General features: G+C 34.7%; 20 protein-coding genes. 16 read left to right on the forward strand and 4 right to left on the reverse strand.

Features of this window, described 5'->3' with window-relative positions; translation table 11 throughout:
* Positions 1 to 2: 2 nt before the first annotated feature.
* From grdD to BJL90_RS09820, 4 genes are all read left to right on the forward strand, one after another.
* Positions 3 to 1,190 (forward strand): glycine/sarcosine/betaine reductase complex component C subunit alpha, encoded by a 1,188-nt coding sequence (gene grdD / locus BJL90_RS09800; protein ID WP_070967225.1) that lies wholly within the window; start codon positions 3 to 5, stop codon positions 1,188 to 1,190.
* A 284-nt stretch (positions 1,191 to 1,474) separates the two neighbouring features.
* The gene (locus BJL90_RS09805; RefSeq protein WP_070967228.1) at positions 1,475 to 2,800 is read left to right on the forward strand and encodes a glycine/sarcosine/betaine reductase component B subunit; all 1,326 of its coding nucleotides are present in this window, start codon (positions 1,475 to 1,477) and stop codon (positions 2,798 to 2,800) included.
* A gap of 13 nt (positions 2,801 to 2,813) precedes the next feature.
* On the forward strand, positions 2,814 to 4,133 hold the full coding sequence (gene grdH, locus BJL90_RS09810; RefSeq protein ID WP_081561931.1) for a betaine reductase selenoprotein B: 1,320 nt from the start codon (positions 2,814 to 2,816) through the stop codon (positions 4,131 to 4,133).
* Positions 4,134 to 4,196: 63 nt separating this feature from the next.
* Positions 4,197 to 5,681 (forward strand): glycine betaine uptake BCCT transporter, encoded by a 1,485-nt coding sequence (locus BJL90_RS09820; protein WP_335617837.1) that lies wholly within the window; start codon positions 4,197 to 4,199, stop codon positions 5,679 to 5,681.
* Between the two features lie 48 nt (positions 5,682 to 5,729).
* On the opposite strand, the gene BJL90_RS09825 is transcribed toward BJL90_RS09820, so the two are convergent.
* The gene (locus BJL90_RS09825; protein WP_236905060.1) at positions 5,730 to 6,395 is read right to left on the reverse strand and encodes a TetR/AcrR family transcriptional regulator; all 666 of its coding nucleotides are present in this window, start codon (positions 6,393 to 6,395) and stop codon (positions 5,730 to 5,732) included.
* 238 nt (positions 6,396 to 6,633) lie between these two features.
* Here BJL90_RS09825 and BJL90_RS09830 point away from each other — a divergent pair, with 238 nt between their 5' ends.
* The 4 genes from BJL90_RS09830 to BJL90_RS09845 all read left to right on the forward strand — a co-directional run bounded on the left by BJL90_RS09830 (position 6,634) and on the right by BJL90_RS09845 (position 10,995).
* Positions 6,634 to 7,509, forward strand: a complete 876-nt coding sequence (locus tag BJL90_RS09830) for a hypothetical protein (protein ID WP_156778755.1) — start codon at positions 6,634 to 6,636, stop codon at positions 7,507 to 7,509.
* 414 nt (positions 7,510 to 7,923) lie between these two features.
* Entirely contained in the window at positions 7,924 to 8,925 is a 1,002-nt protein-coding gene (locus BJL90_RS09835) for an acyl-CoA dehydratase activase-related protein (RefSeq protein ID WP_070967241.1), read from the forward strand.
* A 2-nt stretch (positions 8,926 to 8,927) separates the two neighbouring features.
* The gene (locus BJL90_RS09840; RefSeq protein WP_070967244.1) at positions 8,928 to 10,019 is read left to right on the forward strand and encodes an acyl-CoA dehydratase activase-related protein; all 1,092 of its coding nucleotides are present in this window, start codon (positions 8,928 to 8,930) and stop codon (positions 10,017 to 10,019) included.
* A gap of 13 nt (positions 10,020 to 10,032) precedes the next feature.
* A complete protein-coding gene (locus BJL90_RS09845; protein ID WP_070967247.1) occupies positions 10,033 to 10,995 on the forward strand; it encodes an acyl-CoA dehydratase activase in 963 nt (320 codons plus the stop codon).
* Positions 10,996 to 11,133: 138 nt separating this feature from the next.
* On the opposite strand, the gene BJL90_RS09850 is transcribed toward BJL90_RS09845, so the two are convergent.
* Entirely contained in the window at positions 11,134 to 11,694 is a 561-nt protein-coding gene (locus BJL90_RS09850; RefSeq protein WP_070967250.1) for a hemerythrin domain-containing protein, read from the reverse strand.
* 296 nt (positions 11,695 to 11,990) lie between these two features.
* Here BJL90_RS09850 and BJL90_RS09855 point away from each other — a divergent pair, with 296 nt between their 5' ends.
* A complete protein-coding gene (locus BJL90_RS09855) occupies positions 11,991 to 12,734 on the forward strand; it encodes a DUF1385 domain-containing protein (protein ID WP_070967253.1) in 744 nt (247 codons plus the stop codon).
* A 45-nt stretch (positions 12,735 to 12,779) separates the two neighbouring features.
* Here BJL90_RS09855 and BJL90_RS09860 read toward each other — a convergent pair whose 3' ends face one another.
* Both BJL90_RS09860 and BJL90_RS09865 read right to left on the reverse strand, forming a co-directional pair.
* Entirely contained in the window at positions 12,780 to 13,067 is a 288-nt protein-coding gene (locus BJL90_RS09860) for a DUF1657 domain-containing protein (RefSeq protein WP_070967256.1), read from the reverse strand.
* 189 nt (positions 13,068 to 13,256) lie between these two features.
* Positions 13,257 to 13,916: a hypothetical protein gene (locus tag BJL90_RS09865; RefSeq protein WP_070967259.1), complete on the reverse strand. Its 660-nt coding sequence runs from the start codon at positions 13,914 to 13,916 to the stop codon at positions 13,257 to 13,259.
* Between the two features lie 200 nt (positions 13,917 to 14,116).
* On the opposite strand from BJL90_RS09865, the gene BJL90_RS09870 reads away from it, so the two are divergent.
* The 7 genes from BJL90_RS09870 to BJL90_RS09900 all read left to right on the forward strand — a co-directional run bounded on the left by BJL90_RS09870 (position 14,117) and on the right by BJL90_RS09900 (position 20,792).
* Positions 14,117 to 14,317 carry a hypothetical protein gene (locus BJL90_RS09870; protein ID WP_070967262.1) on the forward strand — a complete coding sequence of 67 codons (201 nt, stop codon included), beginning with the start codon at positions 14,117 to 14,119 and terminating at the stop codon, positions 14,315 to 14,317.
* Between the two features lie 188 nt (positions 14,318 to 14,505).
* Positions 14,506 to 14,724 (forward strand): alpha/beta-type small acid-soluble spore protein, encoded by a 219-nt coding sequence (locus tag BJL90_RS09875; RefSeq protein WP_070967265.1) that lies wholly within the window; start codon positions 14,506 to 14,508, stop codon positions 14,722 to 14,724.
* A gap of 168 nt (positions 14,725 to 14,892) precedes the next feature.
* Entirely contained in the window at positions 14,893 to 15,999 is a 1,107-nt protein-coding gene (gene rodA, locus BJL90_RS09880) for a rod shape-determining protein RodA (RefSeq protein WP_070967268.1), read from the forward strand.
* Between the two features lie 173 nt (positions 16,000 to 16,172).
* Positions 16,173 to 17,507, forward strand: coding sequence for a magnesium transporter (gene mgtE / locus BJL90_RS09885; RefSeq protein ID WP_070967270.1), 1,335 nt, complete (start codon positions 16,173 to 16,175; stop codon positions 17,505 to 17,507).
* Positions 17,508 to 17,716: 209 nt separating this feature from the next.
* Positions 17,717 to 18,400, forward strand: coding sequence for a spore cortex-lytic enzyme (sleB, locus tag BJL90_RS09890; RefSeq protein ID WP_070967273.1), 684 nt, complete (start codon positions 17,717 to 17,719; stop codon positions 18,398 to 18,400).
* 14 nt (positions 18,401 to 18,414) lie between these two features.
* Positions 18,415 to 19,761: a germination protein YpeB gene (ypeB, locus tag BJL90_RS09895; RefSeq protein WP_070967277.1), complete on the forward strand. Its 1,347-nt coding sequence runs from the start codon at positions 18,415 to 18,417 to the stop codon at positions 19,759 to 19,761.
* Positions 19,762 to 19,901: 140 nt separating this feature from the next.
* On the forward strand, positions 19,902 to 20,792 hold the full coding sequence (locus tag BJL90_RS09900) for a fumarylacetoacetate hydrolase family protein (protein WP_070967280.1): 891 nt from the start codon (positions 19,902 to 19,904) through the stop codon (positions 20,790 to 20,792).
* Positions 20,793 to 20,833: the final 41 nt, after the last annotated feature.

Below are 20,833 nucleotides of genomic sequence, written 5' to 3' on the forward strand. Positions count from 1 at the left end.
CAATGTCAGAAAACAAAGCAGTAAAACAAATGATCGGCAAAGTATTCAACAACATAGCCGATGCCATAGAAACCGGCGAATTTGGTAAAAAAACAAGAATAGGCCTAACCACCTTAGGCAGCGAGCATGGGGTAGAAAACCTCGTAAAAGCAGCACAAATGGCAGCAAAGTCCTCAGCAGGTTATCAGATAGTTTTAATAGGCCCTAAAGTAGAAAGCGATCTAGTACAATATGAAGCCAATACAGAAGAAGAAGCCCACAAAAAAATGGAAGAACTACTGGACAGTGGAGAAATAGACGGATGCGTTACCATGCACTACAGCTTCCCTATTGGTGTATCTACCGTAGGAAAAGTCATCACTCCTGGTAAAGGAAAAGAAATGTTTATTGCCACCACCACCGGTACATCTTCACCCCATAGAACAGAAGCGATGGTAAAAAATGCCCTTTACGGCATCATAGCAGCCAAAGCCAATGGTATTAAAAATCCAACCGTAGGAATCTTAAACGTAGACGGGGCAAGACAAGTAGAAAAGGCCTTAAAAGAACTAAAAGCTAACGGTTATGCTATCAACCTGACAGAATCTATGCGAAGTGACGGCGGCTGTATCATGAGGGGAAATGACCTTTTGGCAGGAACACCAGACATTATGGTACAGGACACCTTAAGCGGTAACGTATTAATGAAGGTATTCTCTGCCTTTACAACAGGAGGAGATTACGAATCCATCGGTTATGGCTATGGCCCAGGGATAGGAGAAGGACAAGAAAGAACCATCTTGATTTTATCAAGAGCCTCCGGTGTCCCAGTGGTAGCCAATGCCCTTCAATATGCAGCAGAACTAGTAAAGGGTAACCTGAAGGAAGTAGCCAAAGAAGAATTCCAGGCCGCAAAAAAAGCAAACCTGGATGAAATATTAAAGAGCCTAACAAAAGACAACAAAAAAGCAAAAGAAGCTGATGAAGAGATAACAGCACCACCAAAGGAAGTGGTGACAGGCTCTATATCAGGGATTGATATTATGGATCTAGAGGATGCTGTAAAAGCCCTATGGAAAAAGGGTATTTATGCAGAAAGCGGTATGGGTTGTACAGGACCGATCCTGATGGTGAATGAAGCAAAGGTAAAGGATGCACTAATGCTGCTACAGGAAGCAGGATTTGTGGCAGGAGAGAAAAGCGATTGCTAATTCTAACAAAACATCATACTCAGGAGTATGGTGTTTTGCGTTTATTTAATAGGGAAAGTTTCATATCTGATGGGCTTTTTAGAGGAAGAATATAATTAATAAAAAGCATTAAAAAATAAATAGAATTATAGAATAAACATGATTGTAAAATATACTCATTAATGATATAATGATTATAGTTAGTAAATTAACAAAGAAAAACGTTTTCGATGTTATAGCTAGCCGCATAAATATAGAAGTTTTTTTAAACAATATATAATAACCTGAAGGGAGTGTGTAAATTTATGAAATTAGAGATTGGGAATTTTTATGTAAAAGATGTCATCTTTGGTGATCAAACAGCTTATGCTAATGGAACACTAACCATTAATAAGGAAGAGGCATTAGCAGTTGTTAGAGAAGATGAGCATATTACAGAAGCAGATATCATCATTACAAAGCCTGGAGACAAAGTAAGAATCGTACCAGTAAAAGAAGCCATTGAGCCAAGACACAGAGTAGGTGGAGGTCCAGTATTCCCTGGAGTAACAGGGGACTTAATGCAGTCAGGAGATGGAAAAACCCTTGCATTAAAAAATTGTAGTGTATTAGTAGTAGGAAAGCATTGGGGTGGATTCCAAGATGGACTCATTGATATGAGTGGAGAAGGAGCAAAATATACACTTTTTTCTCAATTACAAAACATCTGTCTTGTAGCTGATACTGACGAAGAGTTCGAAAAACGTGAACAGCAGAAGAAAAACCGTGCTTTAAGATGGGCAGGTATGAGATTAGCAGAATATATAGGCAGCTGTGTTGCTGAATTACAACCAGAAGAAGTGGAAACCTATGAATTAGCACCAATCACAAAGCGTTCTGAAGAAGTACAGGCCTTACCAAGTGTTGCATTAGTATTACAACCTCAATCTCAAATGGAGGAAATGGGTTACAATGACTTAGTATATGGATGGGACTGCAACCATATGGTGCCAACCTTTATGCATCCTAATGAAGTATTAGACGGTGCTATGATTTCAGGATCTTTTATGCCTTGTTCTTCAAAATGGTCTACTTATGATTTTCAAAACTATCCAATGATTAAGCGTTTATATCAAGAACATGGAAAAACCATTAACTTCTTAGGTGTGATTATGTCTAACTTAAATGTTGCCCTAGAGCAAAAAGAAAGAGCAGCGCAATTTGTAGCACAAATGGCGAAATCTTTAGGTGCTGATGCAGCAGTTGTGGCAGAAGAAGGTTATGGCAATCCAGATGCAGACTTTATTGCATGTATCGTAGCATTAGAAAATGCAGGAGTTAAGACAATTGGTCTTACAAATGAATGTACTGGTAGAGATGGAGCTTCTCAACCACTAGTAACCTTAGATGAAAAAGCAGATGCTATTGTTTCTTGTGGAAACGTTTCAGAGTTAATAGAGCTTCCTCCAATGGAAACAGTTATTGGTGAACTACAAGCATTAGCTAGAGATGGTTTATCTGGAGGCTGGGCAGACGATGAAATCTTAGGATCATCTGTTAGAGAAGATGGATCAATTATTATGGAAAACAATGCAATGTTCTGTGGAGACCGTGTAGCAGGATGGTCTACAAAAACAATGGTAGAATATTAAGGAGGTGCTAAAGATGAAAAAGAAAGCAATCTTATATTTAAATCAATTCTTTGGACAAATTGGTGGAGAAGAACTAGCGGATCATGCTCCTGAGATAAGGGAAGGATTAGTAGGACCTGCAATGGAACTAGATAAACAATTAGGTGATGTTGCAGAAGTAACCCATACTATCATCTGTGGAGACAACTTTATGGGTTCTAGACAGGAAGAGGCGGTTGAAACCATATTAGGGTTTTTAGCAGACAAGGAATTCGATATATTCTTTTCAGGACCAGCTTTTAGAGCAGGAAGATATGGAAGTGCATGCGGCCACATTTCTAAAGCTGTTAAGGAAAAATTCGGCGTACCAGTAGTTAGCTCTATGAATGATGAGAACCCTGGTGTGGAAATGTTTAAAAAAGAAATGTATATCTTTAAGGGTGGTGCCAGTGCGGCAGCCATGAGAAAAGATGTAAAAGCAATGGCTGATTTTGGTAAGAAGATTTTAACTGGAGAAGAACTTTTATCTGCTGAAGAAGAAGGTTATTATGGCAGAGAAAAAAGACACCAAAAATGGTTAAATCCTGCAGTGCCAGCTACTGAAAGAGTTATAGATATGTTGCTTAAAAAGATTAAGGGAGAAGCTTTCCAAACAGAGCTGCCAATTCCTCCATCTGATTTAGTAGCTATTGCAGAACCTATTAAAGACCTAAAAAATGCTAAAATCGCTTTAGCTACAACCGGTGGTATTGTACCAGTAGAGAACCCTGATAGAATTCAATCAGCTTCTGCTACAAGATGGGGTAAATATGATGTCACTGGTATGGACAGATTAGAAGCAGGGGTATTTAAAACTATCCATGCTGGATTTGACCCTGCAGCAGCAGATGCAGATCCTAATGTAATCGTTCCATTAGATGCATTAAGAGCTTATGAAAAAGAAGGAAAAATTGGTTCTGTTCATAACTATTTCTATACAACCGTTGGAACAGGAACAACCCAAGGGGAAGCAGCAAGAATGGGTAGAGAAATTGTAGAGGATCTTAAGGCAGCTGGCGTGGACGCTGTTATCATGACCTCCACATGAGGTACCTGTACACGTTGCGGTGCAACGATGGTAAAAGAAATTGAAAAAGCAGGTATCACCATTGTACAAATGGCAAATCTAATTCCAGTTGCTAAAACTGTTGGATCTAATAGAATGGTGCCAACCATCTCTATTCCATATCCTTTAGGTCACCCAGAAACAACAAAAGAAGAGCAATGGAAACTACGTTATCATAGAGTAGGGGTTGCTTTAGAATCACTAGAAACCGATATTCAAGAACAAACAGTATTTAAAGTAAAAATCTAAAAAACTATCTAAAAAACTATGTAAAAAACTAAATATATTCTATAACAAAAGGGGCTAAACCATATGCAAGAAATGAAAAAAAATAATAAGGTGTTTCATATCTCGCTGGTGGTTGTGTTTGCTATTGTTTTCTGGGGAATATTTTCCCCAGAAAACTTTGAAAACACAGCAAATGGATTTTATGAGTTTGTTGTTGGAAACTTTAGCTGGATGTACTTGTTATCAATGTTATCATTCGTAGCCTTTGCTGGATTTTTAGCATTCAGTAAGTATGGAAAAATTAAGCTAGGTTCAGATGATTCTGTACCAGAATACAGCAACACCTCATGGTTTGCCATGTTATTTGGAGCAGGTATGGGAATTGGTCTGGTATTCTGGGGTGTGGCGGAGCCATTAAATCACTTTGTCAACCCACCCTTCGGTTTAGAGGGAGGAACAGCTGGAGCAGCAAATTTCGCCATGAAGACTTCCTTCTTACATTGGGGTTTTCATCCATGGGCTAACTATAGTATCTTTGGTCTTGCACTAGCTTATTTTCAATTTAGAAAAAACAAACCGGGTTTAATTAGTAGTGTATTTATTCCACTATTAGGAGAAGAAAGAATCAATGGACCAATAGGGAAAACGATTGATATTTTAGCTATATTTGCAACCATTGCAGGAGTAGCTACGTCACTGGGCTTAGGGACGCTGCAAATTAATGGTGGTTTAAACTTCTTATTCGGCATACCAAATACTACCTTAGTGAATATTATCATTATTGCTGTTGTGACATTTATCTATATATGGACAGCGGTAACAGGAATTGAAAAAGGAATTAAGCTCTTATCAGATATTAATTTAATCGCAGCCATTGCTATATTAGGTCTATCTATTATCGTAGGGCCCACTGTTAAAATGATCAATATATTCCTTAACGGAACAGGGTTGTATCTTACAGATTTTATCCGAGATAGTTTTCGTATCGAAGCCTTCGGAGACAACAGCTGGACTGGAGGCTGGACGGTATTCTATTGGGCTTGGTGGATTGCCTGGGCACCATTTGTAGGGACATTTATAGCCCGTATTTCAAAGGGAAGAAGCATTAGAGAGTTCGTTATAGGTGTAATTGTAGCACCATCCTTAGCTTCCTTTGTATGGTTTGCTACCTTTGGAACCTTAGGCATGAACTTGGGAATGGATGTAGCAACAGAAGCAATACAAACCACAGAGACAGCTCTGTTTCTAGTGATGAGGAATTATCCACTTGGAAGCATTATTTCTTTTGTTGCGGTATTCCTGCTATGTACCTTCTTTATTACATCAGCAAACTCAGCAACCTTTGTATTAGGCATGATGTCTTCTAATGGAGATTTGAATCCAAGTAATTCAAAGAAAATTATTTGGGGATTGGTACAGTCCTTATTAGCGGTATCTTTACTGCTTGCTGGGGGTCTTACGACATTACAGATAGGTTCTATTGCAGCGGCATTCCCCTTTGTGATCGTAATGATTCTTTCTATGGTTTCTTTGATGAAGGCATTGAAAAGTGATGAAAAGTTTGATTAATTAGGTTTTAAAACATAAAATAAGCATCCTGTCTAAAAGACAGGATGCTTATTTTATGGGTCCTTCATAGGCTTCAATTGTTTTCTTAATATACAGCAGCGTTCTATCCACGGCTTCATCAACACTATAGTCTACTTGGTTTTTAAGAACTCTAGTAAACATACCTTGATAAATAACTAAAGTCATTTCATTCACCTCGTCTAAGTACTCATCTTGAAGGAAACCATCTTTAGCACAAGTTTTTAGTAAGGGCAAATTTCTCTCAGGGATATTCTGCTTTAGGAGCATAGGAAGGAGCTCTTCAGGTTGTTCTCCTAGCTCTTCAGGAAAAATATTGTAGTATTCCCTAATGGAATCTTTTAAAGAATCACAAAACTTTTCAAAGAAAATCAATTGATAGATTTTAGGATTACCGTAAGAGTGGGTGCAGAAACATTTCCAAATACGTAGGTACTTATCCAGTGAATCCTCAGCACCCCTAAGATATTCAGGTAACGCAACAGCATATTCCTTTAAATACTTCATAGAAGTAAAAAAAATCAAATGATCTAGATTTTCAAAGTAATTATACATCGTAGCACTATTATACCCTGCTAGATCTGCTACTTTTCTAACCGTAATAGCTTCTATACCTTCCTCTTCTATAATCTTATTGGTTGCTTCAATAAAATAACTCATAATTCGTCTTTTTTGTATTTCTTTTTTATCCATCATTTATCATCTACCCCATATCTTTTAGTCTCTATATAACTTCCCCCTGTAAAACTATTATAACACAAAAAAAGGAAAAGTGTTAAATTTTAAACGTGTATAGAAAAATACAATAGAAAATAGGTTATCAATAAAATTCTATATAGAGGATAGCAAATAAAATAAAAAATAAAGGAATTTAGAAAATTTTGGAGAATATTAAATGCATACTCAACATTATATAAATGAAGGTGAAAAAATAATGAAGACAAAAATAAGAAATTTAATGGAGATGCCCCCGGAAATAAAATACAATTACTTAAAGACTTTGCTTACGATGGCCAATATAGATGAAAAAATAAATTCGTTAGAAGCAGCACAGTTTTATAGGTTTATGGCTAAGGTACAGCTGGGAAAGGAAGAAAGAAAGTTATTTTTAAAACAAATGGATAAGTTAGAGATTGATATGGATTCTTTATGCAAAAGGCTATACAGGGAGCTTAATGAACAAGAGAAAAATATTGTTCGTTTTTCTTTAATAAAAGATTTAATGATAATGATGAAGTGTGATTATTATGAGGCACCAGAAGAAGTAGAACTTTTTAACGAAATCAAGATAATTTTAGGTATAACAGAGGAACATATGGTTTTCTTTATTGAGGAAGATGAAAGAGAAAAAAACTTTTTTAGGGATATCCCTAGTGGTTATTTAAGATATGAAGGTTTAGAGGAAGTTGCTTTAACAACTACTGCAATAGGTGCATCTTTAACTACCTTCTTTTTTAGTGATAGTTTCAAGAAAAGTCGTTATTCACTTAAGAAATCTTCTCATAAAGAAAAGTTCATTTTTGATTTGTTAAGGGCGATGGTAATGGGAGCAACTTCTTATACGTCCTTAAAATGGTTGCTGAAAAGAAGAAAAAACAAAGCTCTAATTTTGGAAAAGCATCTCATTCAGGAATGTGAAAAGCTTCAGGAGCGGACGAAACGTTACTTAACTTTTGATATCCAATATCTTCAAGAGAGTCTTAAGTGGGCGGAGGAAAACTTTATAGAAATGGAGTCTCAAAGAGAGATGATTGACTTACTTAAAAAAAGCCTAGCTGTTCTTAATAATACAAAACCTCAATTACTATAACAATTGGACTCCTACTTGGTTGGAGTCTTTTTATGCATCTTATACAAAGACATACGCCTGTGAATTTTAATGTACTAAGGGCTGCATTTGCAGTCCTTGGCTACGTTTTTTAGCTAAGGCGAAACCGTAGACCGTGTATATTAAAATTTAACTTTAGAAGTGCGCATCTATAAGAAAAGATTTTTATAAAATTCATAGTAATCGGGAGAGGAAAAAAGGTTTTTGTGTGGAATATAACGTATATAAAAAAATTACCTATTCTAACTTACCTCAGCGAAAGCAAAGATGTAAGTGGATTGATGACATAATCTTACTTTTTTAAATGTATATTGTGTATATAGATGTTACTAGGATTGTTTTGATAAAAATTTAACAGCGAAGTAAATCAATAGAAAATGACTGGAGGTAAAAGCTGTGAAAATAGGAATTCCCCAGAGTCTGCTTTATGCTTATTACTATCCTTTTTGGAAGACTTATTTTGAAGAACTAGGTTTAGAAGTGGTGACGACTTCTCCCACGACAAAGGATATTATTGATCAAGGTGTAAAGGCCTCTGTACCAGAAATCTGTGTACCTATCAAGGTATATATTGGGCATGTGTTAATGTTGCTGGAGAAAGAAGTGGATTACATTTTTATACCAAGATTTGTTTCTATAAAAAAGGGTCAATTTTTCTGTCCCAAATTTATGGGACTACCAGATATGATTAGACATTCTATAGAGGGTATAGAAGAAAAGCTCATCATGCCCTCGATTGATACGAAAAATGATAATATAGCCAGTGCTTTTAAGCATAGTATCTTTGGAAATAAGCTTGCTATAAGTCCTACGCAAAATAAACATGCATTAGAAAAGGCAGAAAAAGTATGGATTAATTTTAGGGAATATAGCAAAAAAGGTTATTCTGCTATGGAGGCTTGTGATTTTGTGCTGGAAAAAAGGCATGGAGAACAGGTGAACCTAATAAGCAAAGAGAAAACTGATGTAACAATAGGGTTATTAGGTTATGTATACAACATATATGATCCTTTTATTAGCATGGATATATTAGGGAAGTTGAGAGAAATGGGGGTTAGGGTTAGGACCTTTGAGATGTTAGAGGAGAAGGAGATAGAAGCGCAACTGAAGTCCATGTCAAAAACTCTGTTTTGGACCTTTAGTGATAAACTTTTAGCAGCAGGCTATCATTTCTATAAGGATGAAGAAGTAGATGGATTAATTCATGTAACTGCCTTCGGCTGTGGTCCAGATTCTTTGCTGGGCAAATTATTGGAGCTTGATTCTTCTCTTTATAAAAAGCCCTTTATGACAGTAAGGGTTGATGAACATTCAGGTGAGAATCATCTTCAAACAAGAATAGAAGCTTTTGTAGATATGATCAAACGGAAAAAATTCAAAGTACAAAGAGGTGCGTGAAGATGAAGGTATCTTTTCCCTATATGGGAACAACAGTGGTATATAAAAAACTCTTAGAGCTATTAGGCCACGAAGTAATCATGCCTCCAAAACCCAGTCAAAAAACCATTAATTTAGGCGTAAAATACAGTCCAGAGTTTGCATGTTTCCCTTTAAAGGTTATCATGGGCAGTTACATGGAGGCGATAGAAAAGGGAGCAGAGGTGATTATTACCTCAGGAGGACATGGCCCTTGTAGAGCTGGATTTTATGAAAAGGTACATAGCCGTATTTTGGAAGAAGAAAATTATCCGGTAGAGTTTATTGTGTTTGACTCTATGTTTAGAGACTATAAAATGTTTTTTCGAAATCTTATAAGAGTAAAGGGAAAAAGCTCATGGTATAGACTAAGTCGATCTCTTTTACTGGTCTATGACATGATTAAGAAACTAGATATATTAGAAAAAAAGGTACAACAAATTAGAGCCTATGAATTAAAAAAAGGAGAAACTACTAAAGTATGGGAAAATATTCAACAGCTCTTCGATCAAGCCTATACGAAGAAAGCAATAAAAGAAGCTTTTGAAAAAGGGAAGCTGATGCTGGAAGAAATAAAGCAAGTGCCGGTAAAGGAAGAAAATAAAATAAGAATAGGAATTGTAGGAGAGATTTATGTGGTGATGGAGGCTTCGATTAATATGAAGCTTGAGGAATTATTAGGCTCATTAGGAGCAGAAGTAGAACGTTCTCAATATTTATCCCAATGGATTAATTACAATGCTTTACCTCAATTTATAAATCACACACATGAAACTGAAATTTTAAAAAAGGGAGAACAATATATTCCTATTGCAATAGGAGGACATGCACAACAAACCGTAGGACATATTGTAGACTATAGTGAGAGAGGTTTTGATGGTGTTGTTCATTTGATGCCCTTTGGTTGTTTACCAGAATTAGTTTCACAAAGTATTATTCCTAAAATTACAGCGGAACGAAATATTCCAGTATTAACCCTTTCTATTGATGAACAAACTGGCACAGCCAATAATTTAACAAGAATTGAAGCATTTCTTGATCTAATAAAGGGAAAAAGAAGAAAAAAAATATCATAGGGAGATGAATGGTGTGCAGGAAATATACTTAGGAATAGATGTAGGCTCAGTTAGTACAAATATCGTTGTTATTAATAAAGATTATGAAGTATTATATAGTCAATATGTTCGAACAAATGGACAGCCTTTAGATTCTGTACAGAAGGGAATGGTAGAATTAAGAAAAAGCCTACCTCAAAACATTCAAGTATGTGGTGTTGGAACAACTGGTAGTGGACGGCAGTTGGTAGGGGTAATGCTGGGGGCAGATGTTGTGAAGAACGAAATAACTGCCCATGCTACTGCTACAGCACAAGTAGTGCCTGATGTAAAAACAATTTTTGAAATAGGTGGGCAGGATTCTAAAATTATTATTATAGAAAATCAAATGGTTGTGGATTTTGCTATGAACACGGTTTGTGCAGCTGGAACAGGTTCTTTTTTAGATCATCAGGCAGAAAGACTGGGAATTCCTATAGAGCAGTTTGGCGATATGGCTTTGGCGGCAGAAAGAGATGTAAGAATTGCTGGAAGGTGCACAGTTTTTGCGGAGTCTGATATGATTGCAAAACAACAGTTTGGATTTTCAAAAGCAGAAATTATAAAAGGTCTTTGTGAAGCCTTAGTAAGAAATTATATCAATAATTTAGGCAGAGGTAAGAAGTTAGAACCTCCCTATGTATTCCAAGGGGGAGTAGCAGCAAATAAAGGTATTAAAACAGCCTTTGAAAAAGAAATTGGTCATGAGGTAATTATCCCTAAATACTTTAATATTATGGGGGCCTTAGGATCAGCTATTTTAGCTAAGGAATATATTCAGGAAACAGAAGGACCTAGTAACTTTAGAGGATTTGAAGCAGCAGAATTAGATTTCAAACCTTCTACCTTCGAATGTGGAGATTGTTCAAATCATTGTGAAGTCATTAAAGTAGAATTAGATAGAAAAGTGGTGGCTATGTGGGGAGACCGATGTGGCAAATGGACTAATAGTCTATAATATTATAAAAAAGCCACTTTTGGTGGCCAGGGAAAAAGCGTGATTTTGTTTAGCGTAGGTGGGACTTTCAATCAGGTGGAGTAGGCTCTCCACCTGATTTCCCGATGTTCAGCTTTAGCTGGAGGAGTTCACTGTTTGTTACAAACTGCTAACATAGGCTTCTAAATCCTCTAGTAAAGTGATATATTTTTTTTCAGTATTTACACTATCTAATCTTTCTTTGGCATTCTCAAATAATGTATCTATTTCTTGATGCATAGCATCATCAAAACTCTTTTCAGCAAAAGTAAAGATGGCAGTATCTTCTTTGTCAATATGACGATACAATAAATCCATATAAGCTGTAGCATTGGCTACGATGTCTAATTTTGCTTCTTCAGACTCTTCTTGTGCCTTTTTTAAGGCCTCCTCTAAGTTTTGTACAAATAATCTTCCTAAATCATGTTCTGCCAACATACCATAAATGGGACCTTGTTTGATAGCTGTACCTAATTCTGAGGACATTTTTTCAAACAAAATATCTTCCTCTTTACCATGATGGAATTTATCAGCATAATTTCTGATAAAATCAATAGCATCATAATAACCTTTATAGTAGACTTCTTTTGTATCAAAGGTCTGTAAACATAATTTTCTTATTACCTTTAACATTCTAAGAATATTTTGATGTTCATCCATCAATGTTTTTACTGCCTTCATTGATTTTCCCTCCTCTAAGTATAAGTTGAAACAATATTTATCCTATTGAAATATGAAGTGTTTAAATGTATCTTTAAAGAGATAAAAGACTACTTCTATATTTAGTATAACCATATATCTCTATTAAGACTGTGAGTTGCATCAAAATTTACGAAAATCTTTTGAAAAAAATATTTCTAGGCTATAATATAGGTAGGTATTTTATTTGTGTAGTTTTTTTGTTATTTCCGACACGTCATTAAATAATTATACAACGCAAATTTGTTGTAGAGGTTGATTTAGATTGGAGAAAAAAGATGAAAATAGGTGGATACGCCCATAGTAATGGAATTACTTTTTTTTGTGATGTATTAAAGATCCAAACAATAAAAGTAAAAGAAGAGATCAAATATGAAATTGCTTGGATATTACCCCCCAAGTGGCTAAGAAAATTGGAAGGAAAGTTTTTGTTCACTAGTTTTTTGGTAGTTTATTACCAATGGAGGATAATGAGCAGGAAGTATAAGGGGTTACTGATAGGTTTCTTACTACTTACTATTTTAGAGGAAATTTTCAAAATCCCTGTTTTAGACAAGCTGCCTTACTTATCTATAAATAAATGGCGAATTTATGGTGTTTTAATCCTTTGTCTTTTATGGCATCTTAAAAAAATCATTAGGCTTTTTCAGTACCATGGAGCAGAACATAAGGTGATTAATTGCTATATTAAATATGGTTATGTAAATCATTACTTAGTAAAAAATTCTTCTCGATTTAATAAGAGGTGTGGTTCTAATTTAGTTTTAATTATGATCATATTATACGGTGTTTTATGGATATTTTCTATAGAATCCCTAATAGCTTTTTTTCTACTCTTTTTAGTTTCTATTCAAATACTAAAAAAAGTTGTTTCCAAGAATAGAAGGTGGGATAAGTACATGAACTTATTACAGTGGCTTACAGTTTTAGAACCAAAAGAAGAAGATATTGACTTAGCTATTTACGGTTTTAAAGCTTTACAGCAAGCTTATCATGTCTATTGTAGAGAAGCATCAGCTTGACTTAAATAATATTGAAGGGAGAGGTAGTTACCTCTCCCTTCAATATTATTTAAGTTTATTTTGATTGGTTTTATTTAGTTGTTGATTTAGTTGCTGCTGATTTTTTTGCTGTTGCTGCATGCCCAAAGATTGTTGTAAATATTGAGGCTCTTCACTATTTACAAAATCTACTCTTCCTTGAAGCATTTGAATCGTAGTATCAAGATTTGTTGACAATTGATTGAACATTTGCTGAGCTTGTTGATCCTCTGTATCCATAGAGAAAGTTTTTAAATCAGTTTGTAAACTTTTTGCACTGTTTAAAGCTTGCTGAAGCTTATTAATAGTTGTCATAAGTGTAATACCTCCATATAAGTTTTTTTAGTTTACGAATAAAATATTGTCAAGAGAAAAACTGTTTTGCAAGAAAATTTTCTCTTTCCTTCTTATATTATTAACAAAAGTTCTGCTAACTTGCATTGTAAAAACAGGCAAAAAACCAAAGAACTACAAAAGTTCTTTGGTTTAAAAGTGAATTAAGTCTTATTTTAATACGATACGATGTATAGGCGCCTGTGAAGGATTTCCTCCATCGACAATATAAGTGTAATTAGGATTGGCGTGTTCTATAAATGATTGAATCCAAGTGAAACGCAAATCATACATAATAGATGTATCCATAGATACATGCTCCCAATAGGGTTTATGCAGACAATTGGTTATTTGCCACTGCACTTCCTTCTCCTGTGCATCGAGAATGTTGTTTGCATTATCGCAAGGCATGCCTTCTAATAAGTAATTATTTAGTTCCTTGTATAGAGAAGTTGCGTCGGAGGGTTTTGCTAGTTTAGATACTTCTAAACCAAGCTGTTTACCCTGTTCTCTATAAACATTTTTTATAGTTTTTAAAGCCTCTTTCCCAAATTCATCGGATAAAGCTTTAATCACAGCCGCATGTCGTGTTTCAACAATAGAAATTTGTTTTTGCAACCAACCATGAATATTATCAGTATCAATTAACGCTTCTAAGGGTTTTTGTGGAATAAAGTGACCATATTTTTCTTGCAATGTATTGCTTAACTGATCTATAAATTTTTTGGAATCTTCACCTGACAAAGCTGTTAGGATATTTTTTTCTAGTTCTTCAAATAACACAATTTTTTTAAATAGCCAATGATGAATGGGGCCTAAAAAAGCACTCATAAAATTGCCTCCTTTAAGAATAATAATATTTAGTTGCTATCTATAGCATATCCATATAGGGAAATTTTTAAAATGATCTATGTCACAAGTAAAATAAAATTTTTAAAAATCCTCTAGTAACTATCACATCTTTTTATACATTACATAATATAGAATAAGAACATGATTTATTATAATTATAATATGAAGGAGTGAATAGAATGAGTGAACTTAATCAAAATGATGTATTTAGCAATTTTTTTGGAGGAATTTTTAAAGGGAAATCTAACATATTGATTATACTAGTGCTATGTTTATTGTTAACTCAAAGCAAATGTGGATTTTGGGGAAAATTTGATGAAAACTTAATTTTAGTATTTGTAGTAATCATATGTTTATTTGGTGGATCTTTTAGATTCTAAGGAAGGTTTACAGAACATATTCGAAAATAGGTACTTACATAGTGCCTATTTTTTGATCCAAGTTGTTCCAGTACATTAAAATTTTAGGATGTATGTTATATATTACAATGATTAAAACCTTTTATAATACAGATAATAGTATTGTAGTTATACACTACAAATTACATTCAAGGAAGGAGGAAGACATAATGGCAACTAATAACCAAACAGGTAGAAACCAAATCGTAGTTCCAGAAGCACGTCAAGCGTTAAATCAAATGAAAACAGAAATAGCTAGTGAATTAGGTCTAACAAACTATGAAGCAACTGATAAGGGTAATTTAACAGCTAGACAAAATGGTTATGTTGGTGGATATATGGTTAAAAGATTAATCGAGCAAGCTGAAAGAACAATGAGTGGTAGATAGTAAATTTCATATTTACTGTATAATAGAATAAAAAAACAAAAGCGAAGCAGAAGCTTCGCTTTTGTTTTTTTAAAAAGATAAAAATAAGGTTGAAAAAAAATAAGCCTTAGAGTAAACTAATTATGTAATACAATATGTAAACTTATAGAATTAGGGGGCAAGGCATTCTTGAAACTAGAAAATAAATTAATCAAAAAAATTAATTTTAGCTTAATTATTGTTGTCTTAATGATATGTATTATAGGTATTATTATGATTGCCAGTGCCACCCATAGTTTAGGATATGAGAGATATATTCGAACACAAATATCCTCTGTTGCTATGGGCTTCGTAGCAATTATTATTATTTTATTTGTTGACTATAGTGTATTGGCTAGATTATATATGCCAATATATGTTTTTTCTAACTTATTATTAATGTCAGTATTGTTATTTGGAGCAGGTGCGGATAGTTGGGGAGCGAATAGGTGGATTCGAATAGGAGGCTTTCAATTTCAGCCGTCAGACTTTGCTAAAATTGGTATTATTATTTGTCTTGCTAAGATGATAGATGATCATAAGGATTCCATTTACAAATTATCTACAATAGCAAAAATACTTTTATTTGCAGGTTTGCCGATGGGTTTGATTGCTCGTCAGCCAGATTTGGGGACAACGATGGCTTTTGGTTTCTTTACTTTGGGGATGATTTTTATAGCAGGACTAAAATACAAGCATATTTTTATTACAGCCATAATTGGTATGTTTAGCGTTCCTCTTGCATGGCTTACCTTTTTGAAGCCTTATCAGAAGGATAGAATATTGACCTTTTTAAATCCTGATTTAGACCCTATGGGTAAGGGATATCATGCGATACAATCTAGAATGGCAGTAGGAAATGGTATGATTTTTGGTAAGGGCTTATTTCGTGGTACGCAAAGTCAGTTTGGCTTTCTCCCGGAAAAACATACGGACTTTATTTTTTCTGTACTGGCAGAAGAGTTAGGATTTTTAGGGGTATCGGTGCTAATCATACTATATATCATTATGTTGATAAAATGTGTTAATATAGCAAGAGATGCCAAAGATGACTTTGGTGCATATATTGTTACTGGGGTTACTTTTATGTTGGCATTTCATATTTTTTCTAATATAGGGATGACGATAGGTCTTATGCCGGTTACGGGTAAGCCACTGCCCTTTGTCAGCTATGGTGGAACCTTTATGCTTTCTAATATGATGGCGTTGGGACTGGTATTAAATGTAAATATGCGAAGGGATAAAATTAATTTTTAAACATATATTTTTATATATAATTTAAGGAATAATAGATAAGGAGGTGGTGGAAATGGATTCTATTCCCGATGGGAGTCAGAAACCTTTAGCAAGGAGTAAAAAGACAGAGATTAGAGAAGGGTTTTCCACCACCTTAGGTGCAAAAACTTCTCTAAAATAGGAGAGGTGAAAAAATGCATGAAAAAATTTTAGAATTAATTGAACGAAAAAAGTTTGCTGTACTTAAAGAAGAGTTAAAAGAGATGAGGGCTGTTGATGTAGCAGAAATTTTTGATGAAATAGATAAAAAAAATAGTGTAATTTTGTTCCGTTTATTAACAAAAGATGATGCTGCAGAAATTTTTTCCTATTTATCCACACAGCAGAGGAAAGATATTGTCAGTGCTATTCATGAAACACAGTTGAAAGAAATCATTGAGGAACTATACTTCGACGATATGATTGACTTCTTAGAAGAAATGCCTGCAAACTTTATAAAAAGGATTTTAACTTCTGCTACAGAGGAAGAGAGAAAGTTAATCAATCAGTTTTTAAGGTATCCTGAAAATTCTGCAGGTAGCTTAATGACGATTGAATATGTTGATTTAAAAAAAGAAATGACAGTAAAGGAAGCTTTAGGACATATTAAAAAAACAGGTGTAGATAAGGAAACAATTTATACTTGTTATGTGCTTAATGAAAAAAGAAAGCTAGAGGGAATTGTATCCTTAAGAAAACTAGTGCTTTTAGAAGATGATTTATTGATTGCTGATGTGATGAATGAAGATTTTATTTCTACAAAAACCTTAGACGATCAAGAAGAGATTGCTGTTCTTTTTAAGAAATATGATTTATTAACTTTACCAGTTGTGGATAAAGAAAACAGGCTAGTAGGAATTATAACCATAGATGATATTATGGATGTTATTGATCAGGAAAATACAGAAGACTTTCAAAAAATGGCGGCGATGGAACCCACTGAAGAAGAATATCTAGATGCGGGGGTTTTTTCCTTAGCCCGTAGAAGAATTTTTTGGCTGCTTTTATTAATGGTTTCAGCCACCTTTACAGAAGGAATTATCGGCCGTTTTGAAGATGTATTGCAGGCAGTAGCCATTTTGGCAGCTTCCATTCCAATGTTAATGGATACAGCAGGTAATGCTGGTTCTCAGTCTTCTACCTTAATTATTAGGGGAATGGCCCTAGGAGAAATAGAGCTAGGAGATTATCTCAAGGTCTTTTGGAGAGAATTTCGAGTAAGTTTAGTGGTAGGCGTGTTTTTGGGAACCTTCAATTTTGTAAGGATGTTACTGCTTGTAAAAGCAGGTTTAAATATTGCTATTACTGTATCAAGTACATTGGTATTAACGATTATGATGGCTAAAATTGTTGGAGGAACGCTACCTATATTAGCAAAGAAAATGAAGCTAGACCCTGCTATTATGGCTGGCCCTATGATTACCACGATTGTAGATGCTCTAGCATTGATTGTATACTTTAATATAGCTACGCTATTGTTAGGTTTATAAATACGGTCTTTAGACTGTTGAAAATCTTATATCTTCTTTATAGTTAAAGAAACCAGCACCCTTACGTATTTTTCTATACGCTACGGTGACTGGTTTTTTTGCGTCTTGAATTTAGAAGCCTCTAAGCGGCTTTTATTTTTTTTGGATAATTTAAGATACTTCAGATAAAAATAATAGTACTTTAATGAAAATAGTAAAGGAGGTAAAAAATGAAAAGGAAAATAGTAATTCCTTTATTGCTTACGTTGTCTATTCTATGCATGATTACATTGTTATTTGAAGAAACTTATGCACAAAACTTATACTGGGGTTCGAGTGGAAATGAAGTTACAGAACTACAAAATCGGTTAACAAGGTGGGGATATTATGATGGTCCTATCAGCGGTACCTATGGACCTCAGACCTATGAAGCAGTTCGCTTGTTTCAACAGCGTAATGGATTGGTGGTTGATGGGGTTGTAGGGCCTCAAACAAGGGCGGCGCTTGGTATGCCTACTCAAGCCGCGGCACCCACCACACCAGTCAGTAGGGGTGTATCTAGAAGTGATGATGTACATCTACTAGCTAGAACCATTCATGCAGAATCTAAAGGAGAGCCCTATGAAGGACAGGTAGCCGTAGGAGCAGTTATACTAAATCGCGTGAGAAGTGCTGATTTTCCGAATACACTTGCTGGCGTTGTTTATCAACCCTGCGCTTTTGAGCCGGTAAAACGAGGAACCATTAATGAGGCACCAAATGATTCAGCTTATAGGGCAGCAAGAGATGCCTTAAATGGTTGGGACCCAACAGGAGGGGCATTATACTTTTGGAATCCAGGTACAGCCACTAGCCCATGGATATGGACAAGAACCATTACCTTAAGGATTGGAAGACATGTATTTGGCAATTAAAAAGGAGTGATAGAATGAGAAGATATATACTTCCCAGCATATTGGCAGTAGCTTTAGTAGCCACTGGAATTTGGGGCTATTATCAATATAATGAAAGAAATGATTATCATACATACTTAGATATACAGTTTCAAAGACAGTTTTATGATTTAATAGGCCATGTAGAAAATGCTCAAGTAGACTTAGCAAAGGCTATGGTATCAGGAGGAAGCAAAGATATTGTTAAACACTTAAATGATACTGTTTTTCAATCCTACATGGCGCAAGAAAAACTAACGCAATTGCCTTTGGACCATGGAGCGATTCGTAGAACAGAAAATTTTTTAAATCAACTAGGAGATTATTGTACTGCAATGGTCAACAAAAGCTTAGAGGGGATTATTCTAGATGAAGAAGAAGTAAATACCCTTACAGAACTTCATAGCTATGCCAATTTGTTGTCGCAGCAATTGATAGAATTACAGCAGAATATCGCAGCAGGTGGTATAAACTTTGGCGATTTAAGAAGAGAAGGAAATCGAGATTTAGCTCAATTAAGCGATAGAATGGAAAAATTTCAGTTAATTAATTTTGAAGAAAGAATGCAGGATTATCCAGAACTTATTTATGATGGACCCTTCTCAGAACACTTGAAGGATGTACAGCCTCGTATGAAGGGTGAAACCATTGATGAAAATCAAGCCATACAAGTTGTACAGGAGAGTTTTAGAGAAGAGAGTGTAAGAGATATAGAAGTAACAGGAGAAATTGAAAACACCTCTATTCCAGCTTATTACTTAAGGGGTACGAGAAACGGCAATAATGGTCAAGATGTTTCAGTAGCTGTAAGTAAAACAGGAGGAAAAGTGCTTTGGTACTTAAATCCTAGAGAAATTGGAGAAAGTACCTTAGATAGAGAAGAGGCAATGAAAAGGGCAGAAGAGTTTTTAGTCAATAAAGGCTATGAAAATATGGTAGCTACTTATACTACAAACTATGAAGGTCAAAGTGTTATGAATTTTGCCTACAAGCAGGATGATGTAATTGTTTATACAGATTTAATCAAGGTAAAAGTTGCACTAGATGATGGAGAGATTATAGGCTTAGAAACCGAAGGTTTCCTAATCAATCATCATGAGAGAGACATAGAAGAGCCTGAGATATCAGAGGAAGAAGCAAGGGAAAGACTATCCAGTGGTGTTGAAATAGAAAATACAAGATTAGCCATTATTCCTACTGCTGGAAAAAAAGAAATTTTATGCTATGAATTTAAAGTAAGATTTGGCGAAGATCACTATCTAGTGTATATTGATGCGAATAAAGGTGAACAAAGGCAGGTACTATTAATGATTGAACAAGAGGATGGTACATTAGTCATGTAAAAAGTTTTGCTAGATTGCACTTGAATTTTAAATATAACTTGTGTAAAATAAAATAAATTAATTTAAACTTAAAGTTAAACTTAAAGTTAAACTTTAATAAAATAGTGACTTCAAGTAGAATTCAATTAAGGGGGAAAAAAATGCATTTTATAACTTATGTAAGAGAAGGTATTGAAGAAATAGGATTATTTAGTGAGGATAGAAATAAAGTTATTGCCTTAAGGGATGTTTTAGGAAAAGATATTCCTGCCAATATGATAGACTTTATTAGCTATTGCAATGAGAATATTATAGGAGAAATAAAAGGGAACTTAGAAAACAAAAATAACAAAGAAGAACTTTTTGTAGATGTAAAAGATGTAAAAATTTGTGCGCCAATTCCCTATCCAAGAAGAAATGTAATATGTCTTGGACTGAATTATAAAGACCATGCAGATGAATTAAAGGATAGTATGGCAGCAAAAATACCAGAAGTTCCTGTTTATTTTGGGAAAATGGCTTCTTACATTATTGGTCCAGAGGATGAAGTAAATAGTCATCCTGGTGTTACAGAGGCAATTGACTATGAAGTGGAGTTAGCGGTGATTATAGGCAAAGAAGGTAGTAATATATCTCCCGAAGATGTAGAGGAATATATATTTGGTTATAGCATTTTAAATGACTTTTCTGCAAGAGATTTGCAACAAAAGCATACGCAATGGATAAAAGGCAAGAGCTTAGATACTTTTACAGCTATGGGACCTTGTATTTTACATAAAAGTTTAGCGCCATTGCCTATTGAACTAAATCTTTCCTGCAAGGTAAATGGTGAACTAAGACAGAATTCTAATACACGTAACCTAATATTCGATATTCCTTATATTATTAGTGATTTATCTAAGGGGATGACCTTAAAACCTGGAGATATTATTGCTACAGGAACGCCTGCTGGTGTAGGAATGGGTTTTCAGCCTCCTAAACTTATAAAATCTGGAGATGTTGTAACTTGTAGTATTGAAAAAATAGGGGAATTAACCAATAGATTAAAGTAAAAAGGCGGCCTAGGCCGCTTTTTTTGTGCAATTTAAATTTC

The sequence above is a fragment of the Clostridium formicaceticum genome (assembly GCF_001854185.1).
Classification (GTDB): domain Bacteria; phylum Bacillota; class Clostridia; order Peptostreptococcales; family Natronincolaceae; genus Andreesenella; species Andreesenella formicacetica.